Source organism: Azospirillaceae bacterium (assembly GCA_028283825.1).
Taxonomy (GTDB): Bacteria; Pseudomonadota; Alphaproteobacteria; order Azospirillales; family Azospirillaceae; genus Nitrospirillum.
In genome coordinates, this window is the sequence record JAPWJW010000002.1 from 627,040 (window position 1) to 651,732 (window position 24,693).

The following is a 24,693-nucleotide window of genomic DNA, read 5'->3' on the forward strand; positions in this document are numbered from 1 at the left end:
CCCCGAAAAGCTCCGGCGGCCCCAGTCGGGGCCTACAGCGGCATAAGCGAAAACTCATGCCGCTGGAATGATAATGCCGGTCAGTAGTACCGGACGGCCAGCCGGCGGAAGCACAGCGCCATCGCCACGATCAGCAGCGCGCCACCCAGGATGGGCATCAGCAGGAAGGGCCAGGCGGCACCTGTCATGACGACGACGATGGGATCGGCGCCCGCCGGTGGGTGCAGCGTGTCGGTCAGGGCCATGGCGGCCGTGGCCAGGCCCACGCCGATGGCGTAGGCGGCCGGCGACGGGCCCAGCAGGTGCAGCACCGCCAGGCCGATGGTGGCGGATATCAGGTGCCCGCCGATGACGTTGCGCGGCCGGGCCAGCGGGCCCTTGGGCAACGCGAACACCACGACGCAACTGGCGCCGAACGGCGCGATCAGCAGTGGCGCGCCGGCCCGGGCCGTCAGTTCCGCCAGCAGCAGGATGGTGAGGAAGGCGCCGAAACCGGCCAGTAGCGCGGGCAGGGGCTTGAGGCCGGGCATGACGACGGACCGCAGCACCGAGTAGGGGCGCGGTCGCGCGGGGATCGAGTTTTCGGACAAGGGGCAGGCTTCCCTGAAAGGCACGCGGGCAAGGGATGAGGTGCGGCGGAGGCCTTGGGGGCCCCCGCCGACCGTATCCTCAGACCGCCTTCTTGAACTTGGCGGCCTCATCCGACCCGCCGGTGGCGTTGCCGGCGCTGTAGGAATGGGCGCCGGTGCCGGCCAGCTTGCCGCCGTCCACGATCAGGTATTCATCCCGGATGGGCCGGCCCTCGAAGAAGCACTCCAGGATCTCGCGCGTGCCGGCGGCGTAGCGCGTCTGGGCGGACAGCGACGTGCCGGAGATGTGGGGCGTCATGCCGTGGTGGGGCATGGTGCGCCAGGGGTGGTCCTGGGGTGCGGGCTGCGGGAACCAGACGTCACCGGCGTAACCGGCCAGTTGCCCGCTTTCCAGGGCGCGGGCGATGGCGTCCCGGTCGCACAGCTTGCCGCGCGCCGTGTTGACCAGATAGGCGCCGCGCTTGAACAGCTTCAGCGTCTGTTCGTTGATCATGTGCTCCGTCTCCGGGTGGAGGGGGCAATTGAGCGTGACGACATCGCAGACCTTGTACATCTCCTCCCGCGTCGCGTGCCAGGTCAGGCCCAGTTCCTTCTCCACCGCCTCGGGCAGGCGATGGCGGTCGGTATAGTGCAGATGCATGTCGAAGGGCTTCAGGCGGCGCAGCACGGCCAGGCCGATACGGCCGGCGGCCACCGTGCCCACGTGCATGCCCTCCACGTCATAGGACCGGGTGACGCAGTCGGCGATGTTCCAGCCGCCCTTCAGCACCCATTCGTGCGACGGCAGGTAGTTGCGCACCAGGCCCAGGATCATCATGACCACATGCTCGGCCACGCTGATGCTGTTGCAATAGGTGACCTCGGCCACGGTGACGCCCCGGTCCATGGCGGCCTGCAGGTCGACATGGTCGGACCCGATGCCGGCGGTCAGCGCCAGCTTCAGCTTGGGCGCCTTGGCGATGCGCTCCGCCGTCAGGTAGGCCGGCCAGAAGGGCTGGGAGATGACGACCTCCGCATCCGCCAGCTCGCGTTCCAGGGCGCTATCGGGGCCGTCCTTGTCCGACGTTACCACCAGGGTGTGCCCCTGGGATTCCAGGTACTTGCGCAGGCCCAGTTCGCCCGAGACGCTGCCCAGCAGGGTGCCGGGGGCGAAGTCGATGGCCTTGGGCGTCGGCGCCGTCTGCCCACTGGGATAGTGGGTGATCTCGGGAATGCCGTCACGGGCATAGCCCTTGGGGTAGCCGTCGACCGGATCGTCGTACAGAACGCAGACAACTTTCGCCATGAGAGAGGGTCCTCTGTCGGGGGACGAGGAAAACGCTGGGTCGAGCGGGATCGTTGGCCGGCCGCCGGTGTCACCGGTGGTCGTCCTTGGATGTACCCTGGTGGTGGTTGCCACGGGATCGCCGCCCGGCGCGTTTCCTCGGTTGTTCCGGCGTCGTTCGTAGGGCGCCGGATGGGGCAAAGTGTGGCCCCGCACCCGTTGCGGAATCCAATGAAAGTCTTGGAAGATTTGATAGGGCCCGTCGATCAGGACGATGTCCGGAGACGGGTCGATCCGGCGTGCATGCCTTTACCGTTCGAGGTATCCGGCGGCCCAGGCCTGCCGATGGGGCCATTCGTAAACGAAGGCCCGGGCCCAGATATTTTGCAAAATTGCCGACCGTCGGACGTAGTGTTACGCACCCGTGAATCAGTATCAGGGCCAGTACAATGCCGGACAACCGAAATTAACCACAAAGCAACCAAATATGACGAAATCTAACGACCAATATGTTGGCGTCATCGACCTGCGGTTAGGAAGTGATACATTTGGACTGTAATTCAAATCAAGCCCGCCATTAACTTGATTTGTATCAATCGACATGTTGACAGAACCCGGACCGTCCCGCAGAAGTTAACAACAAGTACCAACCTTTTGGGTAGGTACAGGCCTGGGATGAACAGTTTTTCCCGGGTGCCGGTTGGGGCGGGGCGGCGACCTGCCGGGGGGATGGACCCCGGTACCGGTCAACTGAAGCTTCCCGGATTTGCCCCACGTCGGTACCCGTGATTACGGCATGGGGGATCGGGGTATGGGTAAGATGCTGCTGGACGCGCGTTCGGGCCTGCTGAAGGGTGACCTGGACAAGCGGAACCGGACGACGCGCACCCTGCTGCGCGCCGGCACCTCCCTGCTGGCCATGGGGGCGGCCCTGGCGGCCCCGACCAAGGTCCAGGCGCAAACAGTCACCATCACCGGCGACACCGTCATCTCCGGCTCGCCGTCCGACAACTTCGTGCTGTACGGCAACGCGAACATCACCGTCAGCGGCGTGGTGCACACCGCGACCACCAGCATCGCGCCGCTCTATGTGGGAAGCACGGGCAGCGTCGGCACCCTGGTCAACAGCGGCACCCTCTGGGGCCAGAGCAGCGCCTACGGCCTCCAGAACCTCGGCACCATCGCCACGCTGAGCAACAGCGGCCTGATCCAGGGCGGCAACGATCCGGCGCTCCAGAACGAGAACACCATCGGTCTGGTGACGAACACCCGCACCGGCACGCTGACCGGCCGCAGCGGCCTCCACAATGCCCTCGGCGCCAGCATCGGCACCATCCTCAACAGCGGCACCATCACCACCGACGGCAGCGGGCGCGCCCTCACCAACGACGGCTTCATCGGCACGCTGGTCAACGCCACCGGCGGTCAGATCTTTGCGGCCAATTCCGCCAATGCCATCAGAAACACCGGTATCATCGGCTATCTGAGCAACGCTGGCACCATCAGTAGCGGCGGTTTCACCGCCATCGGCAACACCGGCGGTGTCATCAACACCCTGGTCAACAGCGGTTCCATCGTCGCCACGTCCCAGGCCATTTCCGGCGGCAGCATCGGTACCCTGGTCAACACCGGCCTCATCAGTGCCAATGTCGCGATCATCGCCAGCGTCGATACCCTGAGCAACAGCGGCACCATCGTCGGCAACGTCGGATCGACCATCGGCACCATCATCGGCGGTGTTGGTACCACCGTCGGCACCTTCACCGGCTATGCCGGCGCCCAGGGCGTGCTGAATATCAGCAACGACCTGGTGCTGGCCTCCGGCAACATCCTGCTGAACGACACCATCAACGCCACCAACGACACGGCCCCCCGCAACAACGGCAACGACTGGTCCGTCGTCAACGCCGGCGCCAACCTGATGGTGGGCAGCGCCGTCACCGTCATGGGCACCTACGTCCAGGCGGCCGGCGGTACCCTCAGCCTGGGCAGCGGCGGGGAACTGGTGGTGACCGACAACGCCACCATCGCCGGCACGGTGTCGGCCACCATGTCCAGTACGGGCAATTACCTGGCGGGCAGTGGCGTCACCCTGGTGGGCGCCGGCAGCACCTCCGACTATAGCGCCGCGGTGGTCACCATCGGCAGCATCGACAACGTTTCCGGCATTGGCTACAGCATCGCCGGCAACAACCTGCTGCTGACGGTGACCAGCGACTATGTCGGCGGCACGCTGGCCGCCCTGGTCAACGCCGGCACCAACAGCTATGGCGTCTACGTCGCCGGTAGCGGCAGCATCGGCACGCTGTCCAACAGCGGCACCATCAGCGGCCCCAGCGGCTACGGCATCAGCATCGCCGGCGGCGCCAGTGTCGGCACGCTGGACAACCAGGCGAATGCCAACATTTCGGCGTCAACCGGCGTGGTTGTCGCGGGCAACCTGGGCACCCTGATCAACGCCGGCAATGTGTCCGGCCAGATCGGTGTCGTGCTCAGCGGCACCGTCGGCACGGTGATCAACACGGTTTCGGGCGTTATCAGCGGCTCCCCCATCGCCCTGAACGTGTCGGGCAGCCTGGGCGTCCTGGCCAACAGCGGCTTCATCAACGGGACTTGGCTGAGGGGCATCTATCTCGACGGCAGCCTGGGCAGCCTGTCCAACAGCGGCACCATCTTCGGCGGCAATACCGGTCTCGACATTGAGAATGGGACGGTGAACACCGTCGACAACAGCGGCACGGTCGCCGGCAACAATTCGGGCATGCAGGTCCACGGCACCGGCACCCTGGGCACCCTGATCAATGAGGCCGGCGCCACCATCAGCGGCGCCATCGCCGCCGGTTCCAGTGACGACAAAGGTCTCCGGATTTCGAATTCCGGCGTCGTCGGCACCATCAGCAACAGCGGCCTGATCGCCGGCAACAACGGCGTCTATGTCAGTGACCAGGCCGTCGTCACCCTGCTGGACAACGCGGCCGGCGGCACGATCAGCGGCATCAACTCCATCACCGCCGCTGTGATGCTCGATGGCGGCGGCGCCACCATCCACACCCTGACCAACAGCGGCGTGATCATTGGTCCCCAGGGCATCCAGGCCAGCGGTACCATCGATACGCTGACCAACAGTGGCACCATCAGCGGCGTCAGCGGCTACGGCATCACCATCGATGGCGGTGGCAGTGTCGGCACGTTGGTCAACACCAGCATCGGCACGATAGCCGGCAGCTTGGGGGGCCTGTACGTCACCGTCGCCGGCACGGTGGGCAGTGTCGTCAACGCCGGCGTCATCTCCTCCACGTACGTTGGCGCGATCATCGTTGACGGTGGCAGTATCGGCCTGATCGACAACACCGGCACGTTGAGCAACGCCGTCGGTTTATACGTCACCCTGGGCGGCAGCGTCGGCACCGTCAGCAACAGCGGCATCTTCGGCACCAGCCACGGTTTGTGGAACGTCGATGGCACCATCGGCCTGGTCGATAACAGCGGCACCATGGGTGGCGGCAGCTCCGGCATCCAGAACGGCGGCAGCATCGGCACGGTTACCAACAGCGGCACGTTGACCGGCTGGTGGGGTTTCTACAATAGCGGCAGCGTCGGCACGCTGAACAACAGCAGGCTGATCCAAGGCTCGAGCGTCGGCCTGGAGTTGTCCGGTGGCACCATCGACACCGTGCTCAACAGCGGGTCCATCCATGGCGGGTACACCGCCGTCTGGTCGGCCGCCACGATCGGCAGCCTGAACAACAGCGGCACGATCGACAGTAGCGGCTATGGCATCGACGTCGCCGGCGGCAGCATCGGTACGCTGGTCAACACCAGCATCGGCACCATCAGTGGCAGCATCGGCCTGTACGTCGCCGGCACGGTGGGCAGCATCGTCAACGACGGTACCATCGCGTCCTCGATTGTCGCTGCGATCGAGGTCGCTGGCGGCACCGTCGGCCTGATCGACAACACCGGCACCTTAAGCAACGCCTTCGGGGTCTACGTCACCCTGGGCGGCAGCGTCGGCACCATCAGCAACAGCGGCGTCTTCACCGGAAACCATGGCATTTGGAACGACGGCGGCACTATCGGTCTGATCGACAACAGCAGCAGCATGGGCGGGGCCAGTTCCGCCATCCAGAACGGCGGCAGCATCGGGACGGTGACCAACAGCGGCACCCTGTCCGCCTGGTGGGGTGTCTACAACAACGGCAGCATCGGCCTGCTCAGCAACAGCGGGCTGCTGGCCGGGGACAGCGACGGCGTCCTGAACTACGGCACCATCGGCACCCTGGCCAACAACGACACGCTGACCGGTGTGACCGCGATCTACAACGCCGGCGTCATCAACACGCTGACCAACAGCGGCACGATCAGCGGGGCCAGCTACGGCATCAACGTCGTCAGCACCGGCGGCATCGGCCTGCTCAGCAACAGCGGGCTGCTGACCGGGGGCAGCGACGGCGTCCTGAACCACGGCACCATCGGGGCCCTGGTCAACACCGGCACGCTGTCCGGCAGAAGCGCGATCTACAACGGCGGCGTCATCGACACGCTGACCAACAGCGGCACGATCAGCGGCACGGCCAGAAACGCCTACGGCATCAACGTCATCAGCACCGGCAGTATCGGCACGCTGGTGAACACCAGCATTGGCACGATCAGCGGCGTCAGCGGGGGCCTGTTCCTTGCCGGCACGGTGGGCAGCGTCCTCAACGCCGGTGTCATCTCGGCCACGTATGTCGCGGCGATCAATGTCGCCGGCGGCACCGTCGGCCTGATTGACAACACCGGCACCTTGAGCAACGCCTTCGGGGTCTACGTCACGCTCGGCGGCAGCGTCGGCACCATCAGCAACAGTGGTGTCTTCACTGGCAACCACGGCATCTGGAACGTCGACGGCACCATCGGCCTGATCGACAACAGCAGCAGCATGGGCGGCGCCAGCTCCGCCATCCAGAACGGCGGCAGCATCGGCACGGTGACCAACAGCGGTACGTTGACTGGCTGGTGGGGTGTCTACAACAACGGCAGCATCGGCCTGCTCAGCAACAGCGGGCTACTGGCCGGGGGCAACTACGGCGTCCTGAACTACGGCACCATCGGCACCCTGGCCAACAACGACACGCTGACTGGCGCGACCGCGATCTACAACGGCGGCGTCATCGACACGCATGACCAATAGCGGCACGATCAGCGGCACGGCCAGCAACGACTACGGCATCAATGTCGTCAGCACCGGCAGCATCGGCACGCTGGTCAACACCAGCATCGGCACGATCGGCGGTGTCAGCGGGGGGCTATACGTCGCCGGCACGGTGGGCAGTGTCCTCAACGCCGGTGTCATCTCCGCCACCTATATCGCGGCGATCGATGTCGCCGGCGGCACCGTCGGCTTGATCGACAACACCGGCACCTTGGACAACTTCGTCGGGGTCTACGTCACGCTCGGCGGCAGCGTCGGCACCATCACCAACAGCGTCGGCGCCGTCTTCGGCGGTAACCACGGCATCTGGAACGTCGATGGCACCATCGGCCTGATCGACAACAGCGGCAGCATGGGCGGCGCCAGCTCCGCTATCCAGAACGGCGGCGGCAGCATTGGCACGGTGACCAACAGCGGCACGCTGACCGGTTGGTGGGGTGTCGACAACACCGGCAGCATCGGCCTGATCAGCAACAACGGGTTGCTGACCGGGGGCAGCAACGGCGTCCTGAACTACGGCACCATTGGCGCGCTGGTCAACAACGACACGCTGTCCGGCGTGACCGCGATCTACAACGCCGGCGTCATCAATACGCTGACCAACAGCGGCACGATCACCGGCACCATCTACATCGTCTCCAACGGCAGCATCGATACGCTGGTCAACACCAGCATCGGCACGATCTCGGCCAACTCCCGGGCCTTGATGAACAGCGGCGTCATCACGCTGCTGACCAATGACGGCACCATCAGCAGCCCCGGCACCTTCGGCGCCTATATCGACGGCAGCGGCAGCATCGGCACGCTGATCAACAGCAGCACCGGCACCATCAGCGGCCAGTATGTCGGCCTGTACAGCGCCGGCATGATCGGCGGCATCCTCAATTCCGGGCTGGTCCAGGGCACGTACGTCGCCGACATCGCCGTCGGCGGCGGCAGTGTCGGCACGATCGACAACAGCGGCACCCTGGGCGCCTCATTCGCCGGCGTGACCATCGCCAGCGGCGCCACCGTCGGCGCGCTGGGCAACAGCGGCGTCATCGCCGCCAACCATGCCATCAACAATAGCGGCGTGGTCGGCCTGATCAGCAACAGCGGCACCATCAGCGTCGCCAGTTCCGCCATATCGAACAACGCCGGCGCGAGCATCGGCACGGTGACCAACAGCGGCACCCTGTCCGCCTGGTGGGGCATCAACAACGTCGGCACCATCGGCACGGTGATCAACACCGGGCTGATCCAGGGCGGGGGCGAGGCCCTGAACCTGACCAACGGGTCGATCGGCACGCTGATCAACCGCGGTATCATTGCTGGCGACATCTTTGGCTATGGCGCCCAGGCGCTCAGCATCGGTGGCGGCACCGGCGCCACCATCGGCACGCTGACCGGCGGCACGCTGACCAACAAGGGTACCATCAGCTACACCGCGGCCGACGTGGTCTTCACCAGCGGCAACCTGCTGCTGAACGACGACGTCACGATCGGCAGCCATACGGTCGGCAACACCGGCGCCAACCTGATTCTGAACACCATCGTCACCGTCACCGGCGCCTACAGCCAGAGTGCGGGCACCCTGAACCTGGCCAGCGGCGGTGAACTGGTGGTCACCGGCCAGGCCACCATCGGCGGCACGGTGCAGGCCACCGTGTCCAGCACCGCCAACTACCTGGTGGGTGGCGGCGCCACCACCCTGGTCAGCGCCAGCGGCACGTCCGATTATTCCGGCGCCACGACCAACCTTGTCACCATCGGGGGTATGGGCGCCGGGGCGGGCACCAGCATCGCCGGCAACAACCTGCTGCTGACGGTGACCAGCGACTATATCGGCGGCACGCTGGCCAGCGCGGGCAACACGCTGGCCATCACCAGCCAGTATGCCCTCTATGTCGCCGGCAGCGGCCGGCTGGGCACCCTGGTCAACAGCGGCACGCTGGCCGGCACCGGCGCCGGCGTGCTCAACGGGGGCAGCATCGGCACGCTGTCCAACAGCGGCGTGATCGCAGGCACCGGCGCCAACGCCATTACCAACAACGGCACCATAGGGACGCTGGCCAACGCCGGCACGATCAAGTCCAGCCCGCTTTACGGCGGCGTCAGTAACGCCGGTTTGATCGGGGTGCTGATCAACCAGGCCGGCGGCACGATCCAGGGGACCGTCGGCAGCGCCGTCAACAATAATGGCGGCACGATAACCGCGCTGATCAACAACGGCCTGCTCATTGCCTCCAACGGCTATCTCATCAACAACGCCACCGGCACGATCGTCACGCTGACCAACAGCGGCGTGATCACCGCCTCCAACGGCGATGCCATCAATGTCGGCTCCGGCACCATCGGCGCCGTGATCAACAGCGGCACCATCCAGGGCAGCAGCCACGCCATCAACAACGGCGTCGGCATCATCGGCACGCTGATCAACAGCGGCATCATCGCCGGCGACATTTACGACAGCAGCGGCAACGCACTCAGCATCGGGGGCGGCACGGGCGGCACCATCGGTACCCTGACCGGCAACACACTGACCAACCAGGGCCTGCTGACCGCCAACGGCGGCGTGATCTTCACCAGCGGCGCGCTGCTGCTCAACGACAGCATCGCCGCCTCGGTCCAGAACACCGGTGCCGATCTGCTTCTGGACCGCACCATCAGCATCACCGGCGCCTACAGCCAGGGGGCCTCCGGCACCCTGAACCTGGCGGCGGGTGGTGAACTGGTGGTCAGCGGTGCCGCCAGTATCGCCGGCACGGTCCTGGCGGTCCTGTCCACCGGCAACTACACGGTGGGCGGTAGCACCCTGGTGGCCGGCGGCAGCGGGTCCGACTACAGCGCCATCATCACGGGCGGCAGCGTCACCGGCCTGACGTCCGCCATCGCTGGCAATGGCAACAACCTGCTGCTGACGGTTGGCAACGACTATGTCGGCGGCAGCCTGGCCAGTCTGGTCAACACCGGCACGGTCAGCGGCGTGGGCACGGCCGTCTATATCGCGGCCAGCGGCACCCTGGGCACCTTGTCCAACACCGGCACGCTGACGGGCCAGAACATCGGCCTCTACAACGCCGGTAGCATCGGCACGGTCGTCAATGGCAGCCTGATCTCGGCCGTGGGCGGCAGCGGCGTGATCGGCCTCAGCAACGCCGGCACGCTGGACCTGCTGAGCAACACCGGCACCATCATCGCCTCGAGCAGCGGCTATTACGGCAGCGGCGTGGAGAACGACGGCACGCTGCACACAGTTACTAATGTCGGCGCCATCCTGATGGACGGCTATTCCGCCGCCGCGTTCGTCAACAACGGCGTCGTGGGTGTGCTGAACAACAGCGGCCTGATCCAGGCCTACAGCTCCGCCCTGCGGGTGGCCAGCGGCAGCGTGGGCACCCTGGTCAACAGCGGCACCATCGCCGGGACCCAGGTCGGCATCTCCAACGCCGGCACCATCGGCACCATCGCCAACAGCGGCACCATCCAGGGCGGCGCCAACGCGATCTACAGCACCGGTACCATCGGCACGCTGATCAACAGCGGCGTCATCGCCGGCAATATCGAGAACGACGGCGCCCTGGCGCTCAGCATCGGCGGCGGGACGGGCGGCACTATCGGCACCCTGACCGGCGGCACGCTGACTTCCGGTGCCGGTGTCGTCTTCACCAGCGGCAGCCTGGCTGTGAACGACGGCATCGCCGCCTCGGTCCAGAACACCGGTGCCAATCTCATCCTGGCCAACACGCTCAGCATCACCGGCGCCTACAGCCAGAGCGCCGGCACGCTGGCCCTGGCCAACGGCGCCGAACTGGTGGTGTCGGGCACGGCCACCGTCGGCGGCACCGTGCTGGCCAGCCTGTCCAGCACGGGCAACTACCTGGCGGGCGTCGCCGCCGCGACGCTGGTCAGCGCCGGCGGGGCGGCCGACTACAGCGCCGTCGCCGTCAGCATCGCCACGGGCACCTTCAATGGTGTCGAGGGCGCCGGCTACAGCATCGCCGGCAACGACCTGCTGGCGACGGTGGGCAACGATTATATCGGCGGCACCCTCGCCAGCCTGGTCAACACCGGCAGCATCGGCGGCGTCGGCGTCGCGGCCTACGTCGGCAACAGCGGCAGCATCGGTTCCTTCGCCAACACCGGCACCCTGCAGGGCTCCGTCTGGGCGGTGGCCAACTACGGCGCCATCGGCACCTTCGACAACAGCCGCCTGATCAGCGCGCCGTCGGGTACCGGCATCTCCAACGCCGGCACCATCGGCAGCCTGTCCAACAGCGGCAGCATCATCGCCGCCGGTTCGGCGGCCGTCGCCGACAGCGGCAGCATCGGCACGCTCAACAACAGCGGGCTCATCACCACCAGCGGCCTGGCGGCCGGGTCCGGCCAGGTAGGTGCCATCAATATCGCGGGCGCCCTGGGCGCGCTGATCAACAGCGGCGTGCTGTCCGGCCCCGCCGCGATCTTCGTTGACAGCAACGGCACGCTGGGCGGCATCAGCAACAGTGGCACCATCGCCGGCGACATCATCGACAACAGCACCGGCACCCTGACGATCAGCGGTGGTGCCAACGGCACCGTCGGCACCCTGACCGGCTGGACCCTGGGCAGCCAGGGCACGATCCAGCACACCGGCGGCGACGTCCTGTTCACCGGCGGCGCCCTGGTCCTGAACGACGCCATCGACGCCACCGGCAACACGGTGCGGAACTCCGGCTCTTCCCTGGCGCTGAGCAGCGTCGTCAGCATCACCGGCGCCTACAGCCAGAGCGCCGGCACGCTGGCCATCGCCGCCGGTTCGGGCGGCCTGGTCGCCAGCGACGACGTGACCCTGTCGGGCGGCACCGTGCTGGCCAGCTTCAGCAGCACCGGCAACTACACGGTGGGCACCGCCACACTGGTCAGCGGCAACAGCCTGGTCGGCGGCGCCGTCGTCACCGCCAACAGCGTCAGCGGCCTCAGCACCGGCAGCACGGTCATCGGCAGCGCCCTGCTGGCCCTGATCAACAACGACTACGTCGGCGGCAGCCTGGCCAGCCTGGGCAACACCGGCACGGTCGGCGGCGTGGGCACGGCCGTCTATGTCGCGGCCAGCGGCACCCTGGGCACCCTGGTCAACAGCGGCACCATCGCCGGGACCCAGGTCGGTCTCTCCAACGCCGGCACCATCGGCACCATCGCCAACAGCGGCCTCATCCAGGGCGGCGTCAACGCCATCTACAGCACCGGTACCATCGGCACCCTGATCAACAGCGGCGTCATCGCCGGCAATATCGAGAATGACGGCGCCCTGGCGCTCAGCATCGGCGGCGGCACGGGCGGCACCACCGGCACCCTGACCGGCGGCACGCTGACCTCCGGCGCCGGCGTGGTCTTCACCAGCGGCAGCCTGGCTGTGAACGACGGCATCGTCGCCTCGGTCCAGAATACCGGCGCCAACCTCATCCTGGCCAACAGTGTCAGCATCACCGGTGCCTACAGCCAGAGCGCCGGCACCCTGGCCCTGGCCAATGGCGCCGAACTGGTGGTGTCGGGCACGGCCACCGTCGGCGGCACGGTGCAGGCCAGCCTGTCCAGCACCGGCAACTATCTGGTGGGGGCCGCCGCGACGCTGGTCAGCGCCGGCGGGGCGGCCGACTACAGCAACGCCGTCGCCGACCTCGGCACCATTGCCAATGTCGCGGCCGGCTTCAGCACGGATGGCAACAACCTGCTGCTGACGGTGACCAGCGACTATGTCGGCGGCACTCTCGCCAACCTGACCAACGCCGCCACCATCACCGGGGCCCAAACCGCCCTCTATGTCGCCAGCACCGGCAGCGTGGGCACGCTGATCAACAGCGGCGTGCTGCAGGCCACCTACAACGACGTGGTGGTGGACGGCCAGGTCGGTACCCTGGTCAACCAGGCCAGCGGCCGCATCGGCGTCACCACCACGACCGGTATCGGCATTCAGGTCAACGGCACCGTGGGCAGCCTGGCCAACAGCGGCACCATCGTGCGCCATACCGGCATCCTGGTGTCCGGTTCCGGCAGCGTGGGTGTGTTCAGCAACGCTGGTACGCTTCGTGGGCAAAGTGCGGCCATCGCCGTCGCCGGCAGTATTGGCAGCGTCGCCAACAGCGGCACCATCCATGCGGACGGCACGGCCATCAACGTCAGCGGCGGTGTCGGCACGGTCAGCAACAGCGGCGTGATCAGTGCCGGCTCCGTCCTGAACATCAGCGGCAGCCTGGGGACCCTGATCAACAGCGGCCTGCTGCAGGGCGGCATCACCAATAACGGCACCAATGACCTGACCATCATCGGCGGGATGTCCGGCACCACCGGCACCCTGTCGGGCAACATCAATGGCGGCAGCGCCAATGCGATGTTCGCCGGCGGTAGCCTGCGACTGTTGGAGGACAGCGTCAGTGCCGGCACGGTGCTGAACGCCGGCGCCTCGTTGGCCCTGGGCAGCACCCTCAGCATCACTGGCGCCTACAGCCAGAGCGCCGGTACCCTGGTGATCGCCACCGGTTCCACCAGCCTGGTCGCCAGCCAGGCGGTCAGCCTGACGGGCGGCACCGTGCTGGCCAGCTATTCCAGCACCGGCAACTACACGGCGGGCTCCATCACGCTGGCCAGCGGCAGCAGCCTGGTCAGCGGCGCGGTCATCACCGCCAACAACATCACCGGCCTGTCCACCGGCAGCACGGTCAGTGGCAACGCCCTGCTGGCGGTGATCCAGAACGATTACATCGGTGGCACGCTGAGTAGCCTGTCCAACACCGGCACCATCACGGGTGTGGCCCGGGCGGCCTATGTCGCGGCCACCGGCAGCGTGGGCACCTTCACCAACAGCGGCACGCTGAACGGCAGCGGTTCCGGCCTGAACGTCGCCGCCGGCGGCACCATCGCCAGTTTCGTGAACACCAACACCGGCGTCATCACCGGCAGCACCGCCATCAACGTCGGCGGTTCCATCGGCACCCTGACCAACGCCGGCCTGATCAGCAGCCCCACCTACTACGGTTTCTACGTCACCGGCGCCCTGGGCACGCTGGTGAACCAGACGGGCGGCACCATCAGCAGCCAGTACGGCGTCAACATCCTGGGCGGCACCAGCGGGCAGGTGGTCAACCAGGCGGGCGCGCTGGTCACCGGCGGTTACGGCTTCTACATATCGGGCGGCACCGTCGGCACGCTGCAGAACAGCGGCACCATCGCCGCGTCCATCGCGGCCCTCTATGTGGGGCACGCCGACAACCTGGGCACCCTGGTCAATGGCGGCGTCATCCAGGGCAGCATCGCCAACAACGCCGGCACCGCCCTGACCATCATCGGCGGCAGCAACGGAACCATCGGCACCCTGACGGGCTATGTCCCGACCACTGCGGGCACGCTGACCAGCAACGCCGACGTGGTATTCGGCGGCGGCGCCCTGCTGCTGAACGACACCATCGTCGCCACCGGCCACACCGTCAGCAACCTCGGCGCCAACCTGCTGCTGGCCAGCACGGTCAGCATCACCGGTAATTACGACCAGACCGCCGGCACCCTGTCCCTGGCCAGCGGGGCGGAACTGGTGGTGTCGGGTGCGGCCACCATCGGCGGCACCGTGGCGGTCAGCCTGTCCGGCACGGGCAACTACCTGGTGGGCAGTGGCGCCGCCGCGACGCTGGTCAGCGCCGGCGGGGCGGCCGACTACAGCACCGCCACCATCGCCATCACCGGCCTGACGGGAACCCTGACCGGCAGCAGCAGCATCAGCGGCAACGACCTGCTGCTGGTGGTGGACAGCGACTATGTTGGCGGTACCCTGGCCAGCATCGTCAACACCGCCGCCATCTCCGGCCAGTACGCCCTGTACGTCGCCAGCATGGGCAGCATCGGCACCGTCACCAACGACGGCACCCTGGCCGGCGATAGCGTGTCCGGCGTCGGCGCCTATGTCGGCGGCATCGTGGGCCTGCTGTCCAACCACAGCATCATCAGCGGCTACAGCGGCGTGGTGGCCTACGGCAGCATCGGCACCCTGGCCAACAGCGGCACGATCAGCGGCCACACCGCCATCGCCAACGACGGCGCCATCGGCACCCTGACCAACAGCGGCCTGATCACGGGTACCGGCAACGCCGTCGTCAACAACATGGGCCAGACGATCGCCGTCATCAGCAACAGCGGCACCATCCGCACCAGCGGCGACGGGGCCATCCTGAACCTGGATGGCCTGGGCACCATCCTCAACAGCGGCCTGATCCAGAGCACCCATTACGCCATCGAGAACTACGGCAGCCTGGGCGGGCTGCTCAACAGCGGCACCATCGCCGGCGCCATCTACTCCATGGGCGCGCTGACCATCGCCGGCGGTACCGGCAGCACGGTCGGCACCCTGACGGGCGGCGGCCTGACCAACCAGGGCACGCTGACCGCCGCGGGCGGCGTCTTCACCGGCGGCAACCTGCTGTTGAACGACACCATCAACGCCGGCAGTTCCACGGTGCTGAACAGCGGGGCGGCCCTGACACTGGCCAGCGCGGTCAGCATCACCGGCAAGTACACCCAGACTGCCGGCACCCTGGTCCTGACGGCCGGCGCCAGCGCGCTGAACGTCAGCGGCGCCGTCACCCTGTCCGGCGGCACCGTGCAGGCCAACTATGCCGGCACCGGCAACTACACCGTCGGCTCGACCACCCTGGTCAGCGGCGGCACGTTGGTCGGGGGCGCCATCGTCACCGCCAACAGCATCAGCGGCCTGTCCACCGGCAGCACCCTCAGCAGCACCGCCCTGCTGGCCGTGATCAGCAACGACTATGTCGGCGGCACCCTGGCCAGCCTGGCCAACAGCGGCAGCATCGGCCCGGCCGGCGTCGCGGCGCTGTATGTGGCCGGTACCGGCAACCTGGGCACCTTCAGCAACACCGGCACCCTGGCCGGTGCCACCGCGGCCATCAACAGCCAGGGCGTCATCGGCACGCTGGTCAACAGCGGCGCCATCCTGGGCGACATCGGCGGCAGCATCGGCACCATCGTCGGCGGTGCGTCCGGCACCATCGGCACGCTGACCGGCTACACCGGCACCGGCACGCTGACAGCATCTGCCGACCTGGTGTTCGCCTCGGGGGCGCTGCTGGTCAACGACACCATCATCGCCACCGGCCACACCGTCAGCAACCTCCGCGCCAGCCTGGTCCTGGGCAGCGGCGTTTATGTCGCCGGCAACTACGCCCAGACGGCCGGCACCATCGACGTCGGCGCCGCGGGCGGCCTGACGGTCACCGGTTCCGCCAGCATCACCGGCGGCACCGTCGTCACCACCCTGGCCAGCACCGGCAACTACCTGGCGGGCACGGTCGGTTCCACCGTGGTGGTGGCCGGGGCCGCCTCCGACTACAGCGGCGTCGGCGTCGACACCGGCCTGAGTGCCGCCGTCCTCACCGGCACCACCAGCGGCAACAATCTGGCGCTGGTCGCCGTCAACGACTATGTCGGCGGTAGCCTCGCCACCCTGCACAACACCGGCACCATCAGCGGTGTTGCCCGCGCGGCCTATGTCGCCGGCACCGGCAGCATCGGCACCCTGACCAACGACGGCACCCTGTCCGGCAGCGTGACCGGCCTGGTCAACGCCGGCACCATCGGCGCCCTGCTGAACAACAGCATCGTCAGTGGCGCCACCTACGGCGTCTATAGCAGCGGCAGCATCGGTTCTGTCGGCAACACCGGCCTGATCGCCGGTGCCGTGGCCTTCTACAACCTGGGTGTCATCGGCACGCTGGACAACAGCGGCACCCTGCTGGACGACATGGCGCCGGTCAGCGCCGGCCTGAACAATGGCGGCACCATCGCCCTGGTGCTGAACAGCGGCAGCATCGTCGGCGCCACCCGGGGCCTGTACAACACCGGCAGCATCGGCTCGGTCGGCAACACCGGCCTGATCACGGCGGCGACCGCCGTCTCCATCGGCGCCGCGGGCACCATCGGCGCCTTCAGCAACACCGGCGTCATCGCCGGCGACATCACCAACGCCGGCAGCGCGGATCTCAGCATCACCGGCGGTGCCGGTGCCACCATCGGCACCCTGACGGGCTACGCGTCGGGCAGCCAGGGCCTGATCACCAACACCGCCAGCAACCTGGTGCTGGCCGGCAACCTGCTGCTGAACGACGCCGTCAACGTTGGCAGCAATACCCTGGTCAACAACGGCGGCGTGCTGACGCTGAACAGCGTGGTCAGCGTCACCGGCAACTACAGCCAGGCCTCGGGCGGCCTGGTGCTGTCCTCCGCCGTCGCCGAACTGGTGGTGTCGGGGGCGGCCAGCCTGACCGGCGGCTCCGTCGTCGCCAGCCTGTCGGGGGTCGGCAACTATCTGGTGGGCACGGCCGTCGCCACCCTGATCAGCGGCGGGGCGGGGTCGTCCTACAGCGGCGTCCAGGTGCAGGCGGACGGCGGCATCGTCGCCCTGCAGACCAGCACGATCAACAGCGGCGGCACCCTGCTGCTGGTGGCCACGGCCGCCGCCGACTATATCGGCGGCACCCTGGCGACCCTGACCAACAGCGGCACCATCGGCGGCGGCAGCGTGCCGGTCTACGTGGCGGCCAGCGGCAGCCTCGGCAGCCTGGTCAACATCGGCCTGCTGTCCGGCACTCTGTCCGGTGTGGACAACGCCGGCACCATCGGGCTGTTCAGCAACGCCGGCACCGTCTCCGGCGGCGCCTACAGCGTGAACGACAGCGGCACCATCGGCACGATCAGCAACAGCGGCCTGCTCAGCGGTGCCGTTCATATCGCCAGCACCGGCAGCCTGGGAACCCTGGCCAACAGCGGCATCATCGCCGGCGACATCCTCAACCTGTCGGCGACGGACCTGACCATCGCCGGTGGCGCCGGCACGGTGGTGGGCACGCTGACCGGGCAGTCCGGCCTGGGCACCATCAGCAACAGCCTGAGCGACCTGGTGTTCAGCGGCGGCAACCTGTTGCTGAACGACACCGTCAATGTCGGCGCCTTCACGGTGCGCAACAGCGGTGCCGCGCTCAGCATTGCCACCCTGGTCTCCGTCACCGGCAACTACGCCCAGACGGCGGGCACCCTGGTGGTGGGCACCGGCGCCCAACTCGCCGCCAGCGGTACCGCCAGCATCAGCGGCGGCACGGTGGTGGCCGGCCTGTCGGGCACGGCCAACTACACCGTCGGCAGTGCTGCGACCCTGGTCTCCGCGGCCGGCGGCGTCAGCCTCAGCGGCGGCACGGTGGTCAGCGGCCTGACCGGCCTGTCGGGCACGGGCACGGTGGTGGGCACCAACCTGCTGCTGGTGGCCGGCAACGACTATGTCGGCGGCAATCTCGCCACCCTGGCCAACAGCGGCACGCTGAGTGCGGCCACGGCGGTCTACATCGCGGCATCCGGCAGCCTGGGCACTTTCGCCAACAGCGGCACGGTCAGCGGCAACATCCTGAACCTGTCGGCCAACGGCCTGACCATCGCCGGCGCCGGCGGCGTGCTGACCGGCGGCACCATCACCAGCGCCAACGCCGACCTGGTGTTCCTGGGCGGCAGCGACACGCTGGCCGATGCCATCAACGTCGCCGGCCACACGGTGGTCAACAGCGGCGCCACGCTGAACCTCGCCAGCACGCTCAGCATCACCGGTAACTACAGCCAGGCCTCGGGCACCCTGGCCCTGGGCGGCTATTCCCTGGTGGCCAGCGGCATCGCCAGCATCAGCGGCGGCCTGATCACCACGTCGCAGGTGGCCGGCACCATCACCTCCACCGTCGGCGGTTCGGCCGGCCTGCTGGTGCAGGGCACGCTGGGATCCAGCTACACCGGGGTCAGCGTCGCCTCGTCCATCACCGGCCTGGCGCTGACCACGGCCATGGTCACCATCGGCGGCGGCCTGGTGGACCTGATGCTGGTCGGCGCCAACGACTATGTCGGCGGCACGCTCGCCAGCCTGAACAACGCCGGCAGCATTGGCGGCGTCAACACGGCGGCCTACATCGCCACCACCGGCAGCGTGGGCAGCCTCAGCAACACCGGTACCCTGTCGGGCGCCAACGTCGGCCTGCGCAACCTCGGCACCATCGGGGTGGTGGACAACAGCAGCGTCATCACCGGCCGTGTCGGCCTGTACAACCAGGGCGTCATCGGCACGGTGCTGAACAGCGGCAGCCTGGTGGATGCGCCCTCGGCCCTGGCCGCCGGCCTGAACAACGCCGGGTACATCGGCCTGCTCAGCAACACCGGCACCATCACCGGCACCACCTACGGCGTGGCCAACAGCGGCACCATCGGTTCGATCAGCGCCGGTGGCACCATCGGCGGCCAGGTGGCGGTGTTCAACACCGGCACCATCGTGTCGTGGAGCATCACGACCGGTGGCACGGTCAATGGCGGCACCACCGGCCTGCGCAACAACGGCAGTGTCGGCACCCTGGCCAACAGCGGCACCTTGAGTGGTTTCGGCGACGCGGTGCTGAACGCCGGCATCCTGGGCACGCTCGCCAACGCCGGCCTGCTGACCTCCAGCCACACCGCCGTGTACACCAGCGGCAGCATCGGCCTGCTGGCCAACACCGGCACCCTGACGGGCGCCACCAACGCGCTCTACATCACCAGCACGGGCAGCCTGGGGCAACTGGCCAACAGCGGCCTGGTCAGCGGCAACATCGTCAACCTGTCGGCCGGTGCGCTCAGCATCACGGGCGGCACGGGATCGCTGGTGGGCAGCTTCACCAACGGCGGCATCGTCAGCACCTTGGGCGGCGTGGTCCTGGCCGGTGGCAACCTGCTGCTGGCCGATAGCGTCACCGTGGGCTCCGCCACGCTGTCCAACATCGGCGCCAATGTCACCCTGGCGGCCAACGGGACGGTCAGCGGCAACTACAGCCAGACCGCCGGCACCCTGGCGCTCGCCGGGCACAGCCTGGTGGTCAGCGGTGCGGCCAGCATCAGTGGCGGCGGCGTCGCGGCCGGCCTCGCCACCACCGCCAACTACCTGGCGGGTGCCGTCACCACCCTGGTGTCGGGCGGCACGGGCTCCAGCTATGCCGGGGCCACGGTCAGCAGTGGTGTGGCCGGCCTGATCAGCGGCAGCGGGACCAGCGGCAACGCCCTGACGCTGACCGCCCTCAACGACTATGTCGGCGGCAGCCTGGCCAGCCTGTCCAACACCGGCACGCTCAGCGCCGCCACGGCGGTCTATATCGCCAGCACCGGCACGCTGGGCAGCCTGGTGAACAGCGGCACCATCCGGGGCAACATCCTGAACCTGTCGTCCAGCACGCTCAGCATCGTGGGTGGCAGCGGCACGGTGGTGGGCAGCTTCACCGGCGGCACCATCACCAGCACGGGCGTCAACCTGGCCGCCGGCAACATCCTGCTGGACGATGCCGTCACCGGCACGGTGACCAACACCGGCGCCTCGGTCGCGCTGGCCCACACCCTGACCATCATCGGCAACTACAGCCAGGCCACCGGCACGCTAGCGCTGGGCGCCAACACCCTGGTGGTGACGGGCACGGCCAGCCTGACGGGCGGCACGGTCTCCACCGCCCAGGTGGTCTCGGCCACCGGCAACTACCTGGTGGGCGACAGCGCCACCCTGGTGCAGGCCGGCCTGGGCTCCAGCTACGCCGGCGTCACCGTGGTGGCGGCGTTGGGCGGCCTGGCGCTGACCAGCAGCACGGCGACCCTGGGTTCCAACGTCGACCTGCTGCTGGGCATCGGCAACGACTATGTCGGCGGCACGCTGGCCAACCTCAGCAACACCGCCAGCCTCAGCGGTGTCAGCACGGCGTTGTACGTCGCGGCGACCGGCAGCATCGGCACCCTCAGCAACAGCGGTACCCTGGCCGGCAGCCTGTACGGCATCCGCAACCTGGGCGCGGTCGCGGTGGTGGACAACAGCGGCACCATCAGCGGCGTGACGGCCCTCTACCTGGGCGGCGGCCTGGGCCGCCTGCTCAACAGCGGCCTTATCAGCGGCAACATCGTCAACGCCACCGCCAACGTGCTGACCATCACCGGCGGCAGCGGCACGGCGATTGGCACGCTGACCGGCGGCACCATCCTCAGCACGCTGGCCAACGTGGACCTGGCGGGCGGCAACCTGCTGCTGGGCGACGCCGTCAACGTCGGCGGCCAGGCCCTGGTCAACAGCGGGGCGGCGGTCACGCTGGCCGCCAACATCGGTGTCACCGGCAACTACAGCCAGGGTGCCGGCGCCCTGGCCCTGGCCGGCCACGTGCTGAGCGTCAGCGGGGCGGCCAGCATCAGCGGCGGCAGCGTCGCGGCCGGCCTCGCCACCACCGGCAACTACCTGGCGGGTGGTCTCACCACCCTGGTGGCGGGCGGCACGGGCTCCAGCTATGCCGGGGCCACGGTCAGCAGTGGTGTGGCCGGCCTGATCAGCGGCAGTGGGACCAGCGGCAACGCCCTGACGCTGACCGCCCTCAACGACTATGTCGGCGGCAGTCTCGCCAGCCTGTCCAACACCGGCACGCTCAGCGCCGCCACGGCGGTCTACATCGCCAGCACGGGCAGCCTGGGCAGCCTGGCCAACAGCGGCACCATCAGCGGCAACATCGTCAACCTGTCGTCCAACGCCCTCAGCATCACCGGCGGCAGCGGTTCGGTGACGGGCAGCCTGACCGGCGGCACCATCACCAGCACCGGCGCCAACGTTGTGCTGTCCTCGGGCAACGTGGCCCTGAACGACGCGGTCAACGTCGGCACCGGCACGCTGGTCAACAGCGGCGCCAGTGTACTGCTGACCAGCATCGTCAGCGTCACCGGCAACTACAGCCAGGCGGGCGGCACGCTGGCCGCCGGCATCGGCAGTGGTACGGCCGGCGAACTGGTGGTCAGCGGTTCGGCCAGCCTGACCGGCGGCACCGTGGCCGTCACCGCCCTGGCGGGCGCCAACCTGCTGGCCGGCGACAGCTACACCATCGTCGAGGCCGGCGGCAGCCTGTCGACCAGCGGCCTGACCGCCTCGGCCAGCGGCTTCACCGCCACCCTGGGGACGGCGGCCGATGGCAGCGCCACCGACCTGGTCCTGACCCTGGTCAGCGATTACGTCAGCGGCACCCTGGGCACCCTGACCAACAGCGGCACGCTGTCCGCCGTCACGGCGGTCAACATCACCGGCAGCGGCAACGTCGGCAATCTTTCCAACACCGGCACCATCATCGGCAATGTGCTGAACAGCAGCGCCAATGATCTGGTGATCACCGGTGGCTCCAACGGCACGGTGGGCGTCTTCACCGGCGGTACCATCAGCAACACCCAAGCCAACCTGACCTTCGCGTCGGGTGACCTCAGCCTGGGCGACGCCATTGACGTCGGCAGCCACACGGTGACCAACGCCGGGGCCAACCTGGCGCTGGCCAGCAACGTGGCGGTGACGGGCAACTACAGCCAGTCGGCCGGCACCTTGGGCGTCAATGGCCACGTGCTGAGCGTCAGCGGGGCCGCCAACATCAGCGGCGGTGTGGTCAATGCCGGGCTGTCCGCCGCCGCCAACTACCTGGTGGGCGACAGCGCCACGCTGGTCAGCGGCGGTGCGGGTTCCAGCTACTCCGGCGCCACCGTCACCAGCGGTGTCACCGGCCTGGACGCCACGACATCCACCAGCGGCACCAGCCTGCTGGCCAACGCCGCCAACGACTATATCGGCGGCAACCTGGACAGCCTGGCGGTCACCGGCACCCTCACCAACACCGCCGGCGGCGCCACGGCGCTGTACATCGCCAGCACGGGGACCTTGGGTGCCCTGTCGGTCACCGGCGCCATCGTCGGCGACATCGCCAACTACTCGGCCAACGATCTGTCCATCAGCGGCGGCACGGACGACACGCCCGGCACCCTGACGGGAACCAACGGCGGCATTGGCCAGATCACCAGCACGCTGGCCAATTTGCGCTTCGTCTCCGGCACCCTGCTGCTGAACGACAACATCAACGTCGGCAGCCACAGTGTCATCAACAGCGGGGCCACCCTGCTGGTGAACAGCGCCATCAACATCACCGGCAGCTACAGCCAGACGGCGGGCAACCTGGTGATCGGCGTGTCGTCCACCGGCAGCTACGGCAGCCTGGCGATCAGTGGCTCGGCCAGCCTGACGGGCGGGTCGGTGACGCTGAAGGCCACCAGCGGTTCGCTGGCGGCGGGCAGCTACACCATCGTCGCGGCCAGCGGCGGCCTTGCCACCAGCAACCTGACCCTGACGGCCGCCGGCTACAGCGTCACCAGCAGCACCATCACCGCCAACGGCGCCACCGATCTGGTGCTGACCCTGAACACGGCCAGCACCGGCACCACCGGCAGCGGGACGGGCACGACCACGCCGGCCAAGACCAACTACACCGCCGTGGGCAACGCCGAGGGTGGGGCGGCGACGGGCACGGGTGCGGCACTGGACCTGATCGCGTCCAGCACCAGCACGGCGGCCCAGGCGGTCCAGACGGCGGTTCTGAACCCGCTGTCGAAGCTGACCGGCAAGGCGCAGCAGGTGGCGGTGGCGCAGCTGTCACCCAGCCAGCTGACGCCGCAGCTGGCCACCACGGTCATCACCCCCAGCACCACGGCCATCAGCCAGCACCAGAGCACGGTCGCCAGCCTGATGGGTGGGCCCAATGGGAGTGTAGACGGCAAGGGGGCGGCGGCCGGTTCCGACGGCCGCACCGGCGTCATCTGGGGCGAAATCCTGGGCGGCGGCGTGCTGCGCGGCACCACCACCGACGCGGCGGGCTATCGCGCCAGCAGTTCCGGCCTGGTGCTGGGTGCCGACTGGTTCATCAACCCGCAGGTCATGGCCGGCATGGCGTTCAGCTGGGTCAACGGCTCCGCCGTGGGCCAGGGCCCGATGGCCGGCAGCGACACCCGGGTGGGCAGCTACCAGCTGACGGCCTACAGCGTCTGGCGGCCGGACTTCGCCGACCAGCGCCTGTCGGTCGAGGGCCAGGTGGGCTTCGGCTACAACCACTACGACCAGCGCCGCGTCGTGGAGTTCCTGGGCGCCCGCGCCAACGCCAACTACGGTGGGGAGCAGTATTTGGGCAAGGTCACCGTGTCCTACGACCTGCCGGTGGCGCGTGACATCACCCTGAGCCCGCAATGGAGCCTGCAGGCCACCCGCCTGACCAACCATGCGTATGCCGAGCATGATGGCGGTGCGGCCGACATGGACGTGGGGGCCTTGACCACCAACAGCCTGACGCAGGAGCTGGGCGCCAAGGTGAGTGCCACGCTGGACACCGGCATCGGCCGCCTGATGCCGGACCTGAAGGTGGCGTGGGTGCACGATTACCTGAACGGCCCCATCGCCAGCACCGGCGTGCTGGGTGGCGTCAGCTTCGTCAGCACCACCGGCCGGCCCGAAGCCGACGGCCTGGCCCTGGGCCTGGGCGCCACCCTGGCCCACGGCGACGGCGTCAGCCTGCGGCTGGAGTACAATGGCGAGTTCCGGCAGAGCTACCAGAGCCACGCCGGCGTGCTGCGCGCCAGCTGGGATTTCTGATCCGGCTGGACGGCCCAGGCAGACCTGAAGAAAACCCTCGCCGGCAATCAACCGGCGGGGGTTTTTCTTTGCGCCGCCAGCCACTGATCCATGCTGCGGACACCCGTCATTTCTTGAGAGACGAAACCCTGGCGAGCGGCAACCCTGTCCGATGAGG

At 68.1% G+C, this 24,693-nt stretch carries 4 protein-coding genes; 2 read left to right on the forward strand and 2 right to left on the reverse strand.

The annotated features are described in order from the left end of the window. Positions 1–80 precede the first annotated feature (80 nt). Positions 81–590 (reverse strand): HPP family protein, encoded by a 510-nt coding sequence (locus PW843_11370; GenBank protein ID MDE1147205.1) that lies wholly within the window; start codon positions 588–590, stop codon positions 81–83. Between the two features lie 79 nt (positions 591–669). Beyond that, on the reverse strand, positions 670–1,875 hold the full coding sequence (locus PW843_11375) for an NAD-dependent formate dehydrogenase (protein ID MDE1147206.1): 1,206 nt from the start codon (positions 1,873–1,875) through the stop codon (positions 670–672). A gap of 790 nt (positions 1,876–2,665) precedes the next feature. Between PW843_11375 and PW843_11380 the strand changes: the two genes are divergently transcribed. Both PW843_11380 and PW843_11385 read left to right on the forward strand, forming a co-directional pair. Beyond that, entirely contained in the window at positions 2,666–7,027 is a 4,362-nt protein-coding gene (locus PW843_11380; protein MDE1147207.1) for a hypothetical protein, read from the forward strand. Continuing rightward, positions 7,017–24,536, forward strand: a complete 17,520-nt coding sequence (locus PW843_11385) for a hypothetical protein (protein MDE1147208.1) — start codon at positions 7,017–7,019, stop codon at positions 24,534–24,536. Before PW843_11380 ends, PW843_11385 begins: the two co-directional genes overlap by 11 nt. Positions 24,537–24,693: the final 157 nt, after the last annotated feature.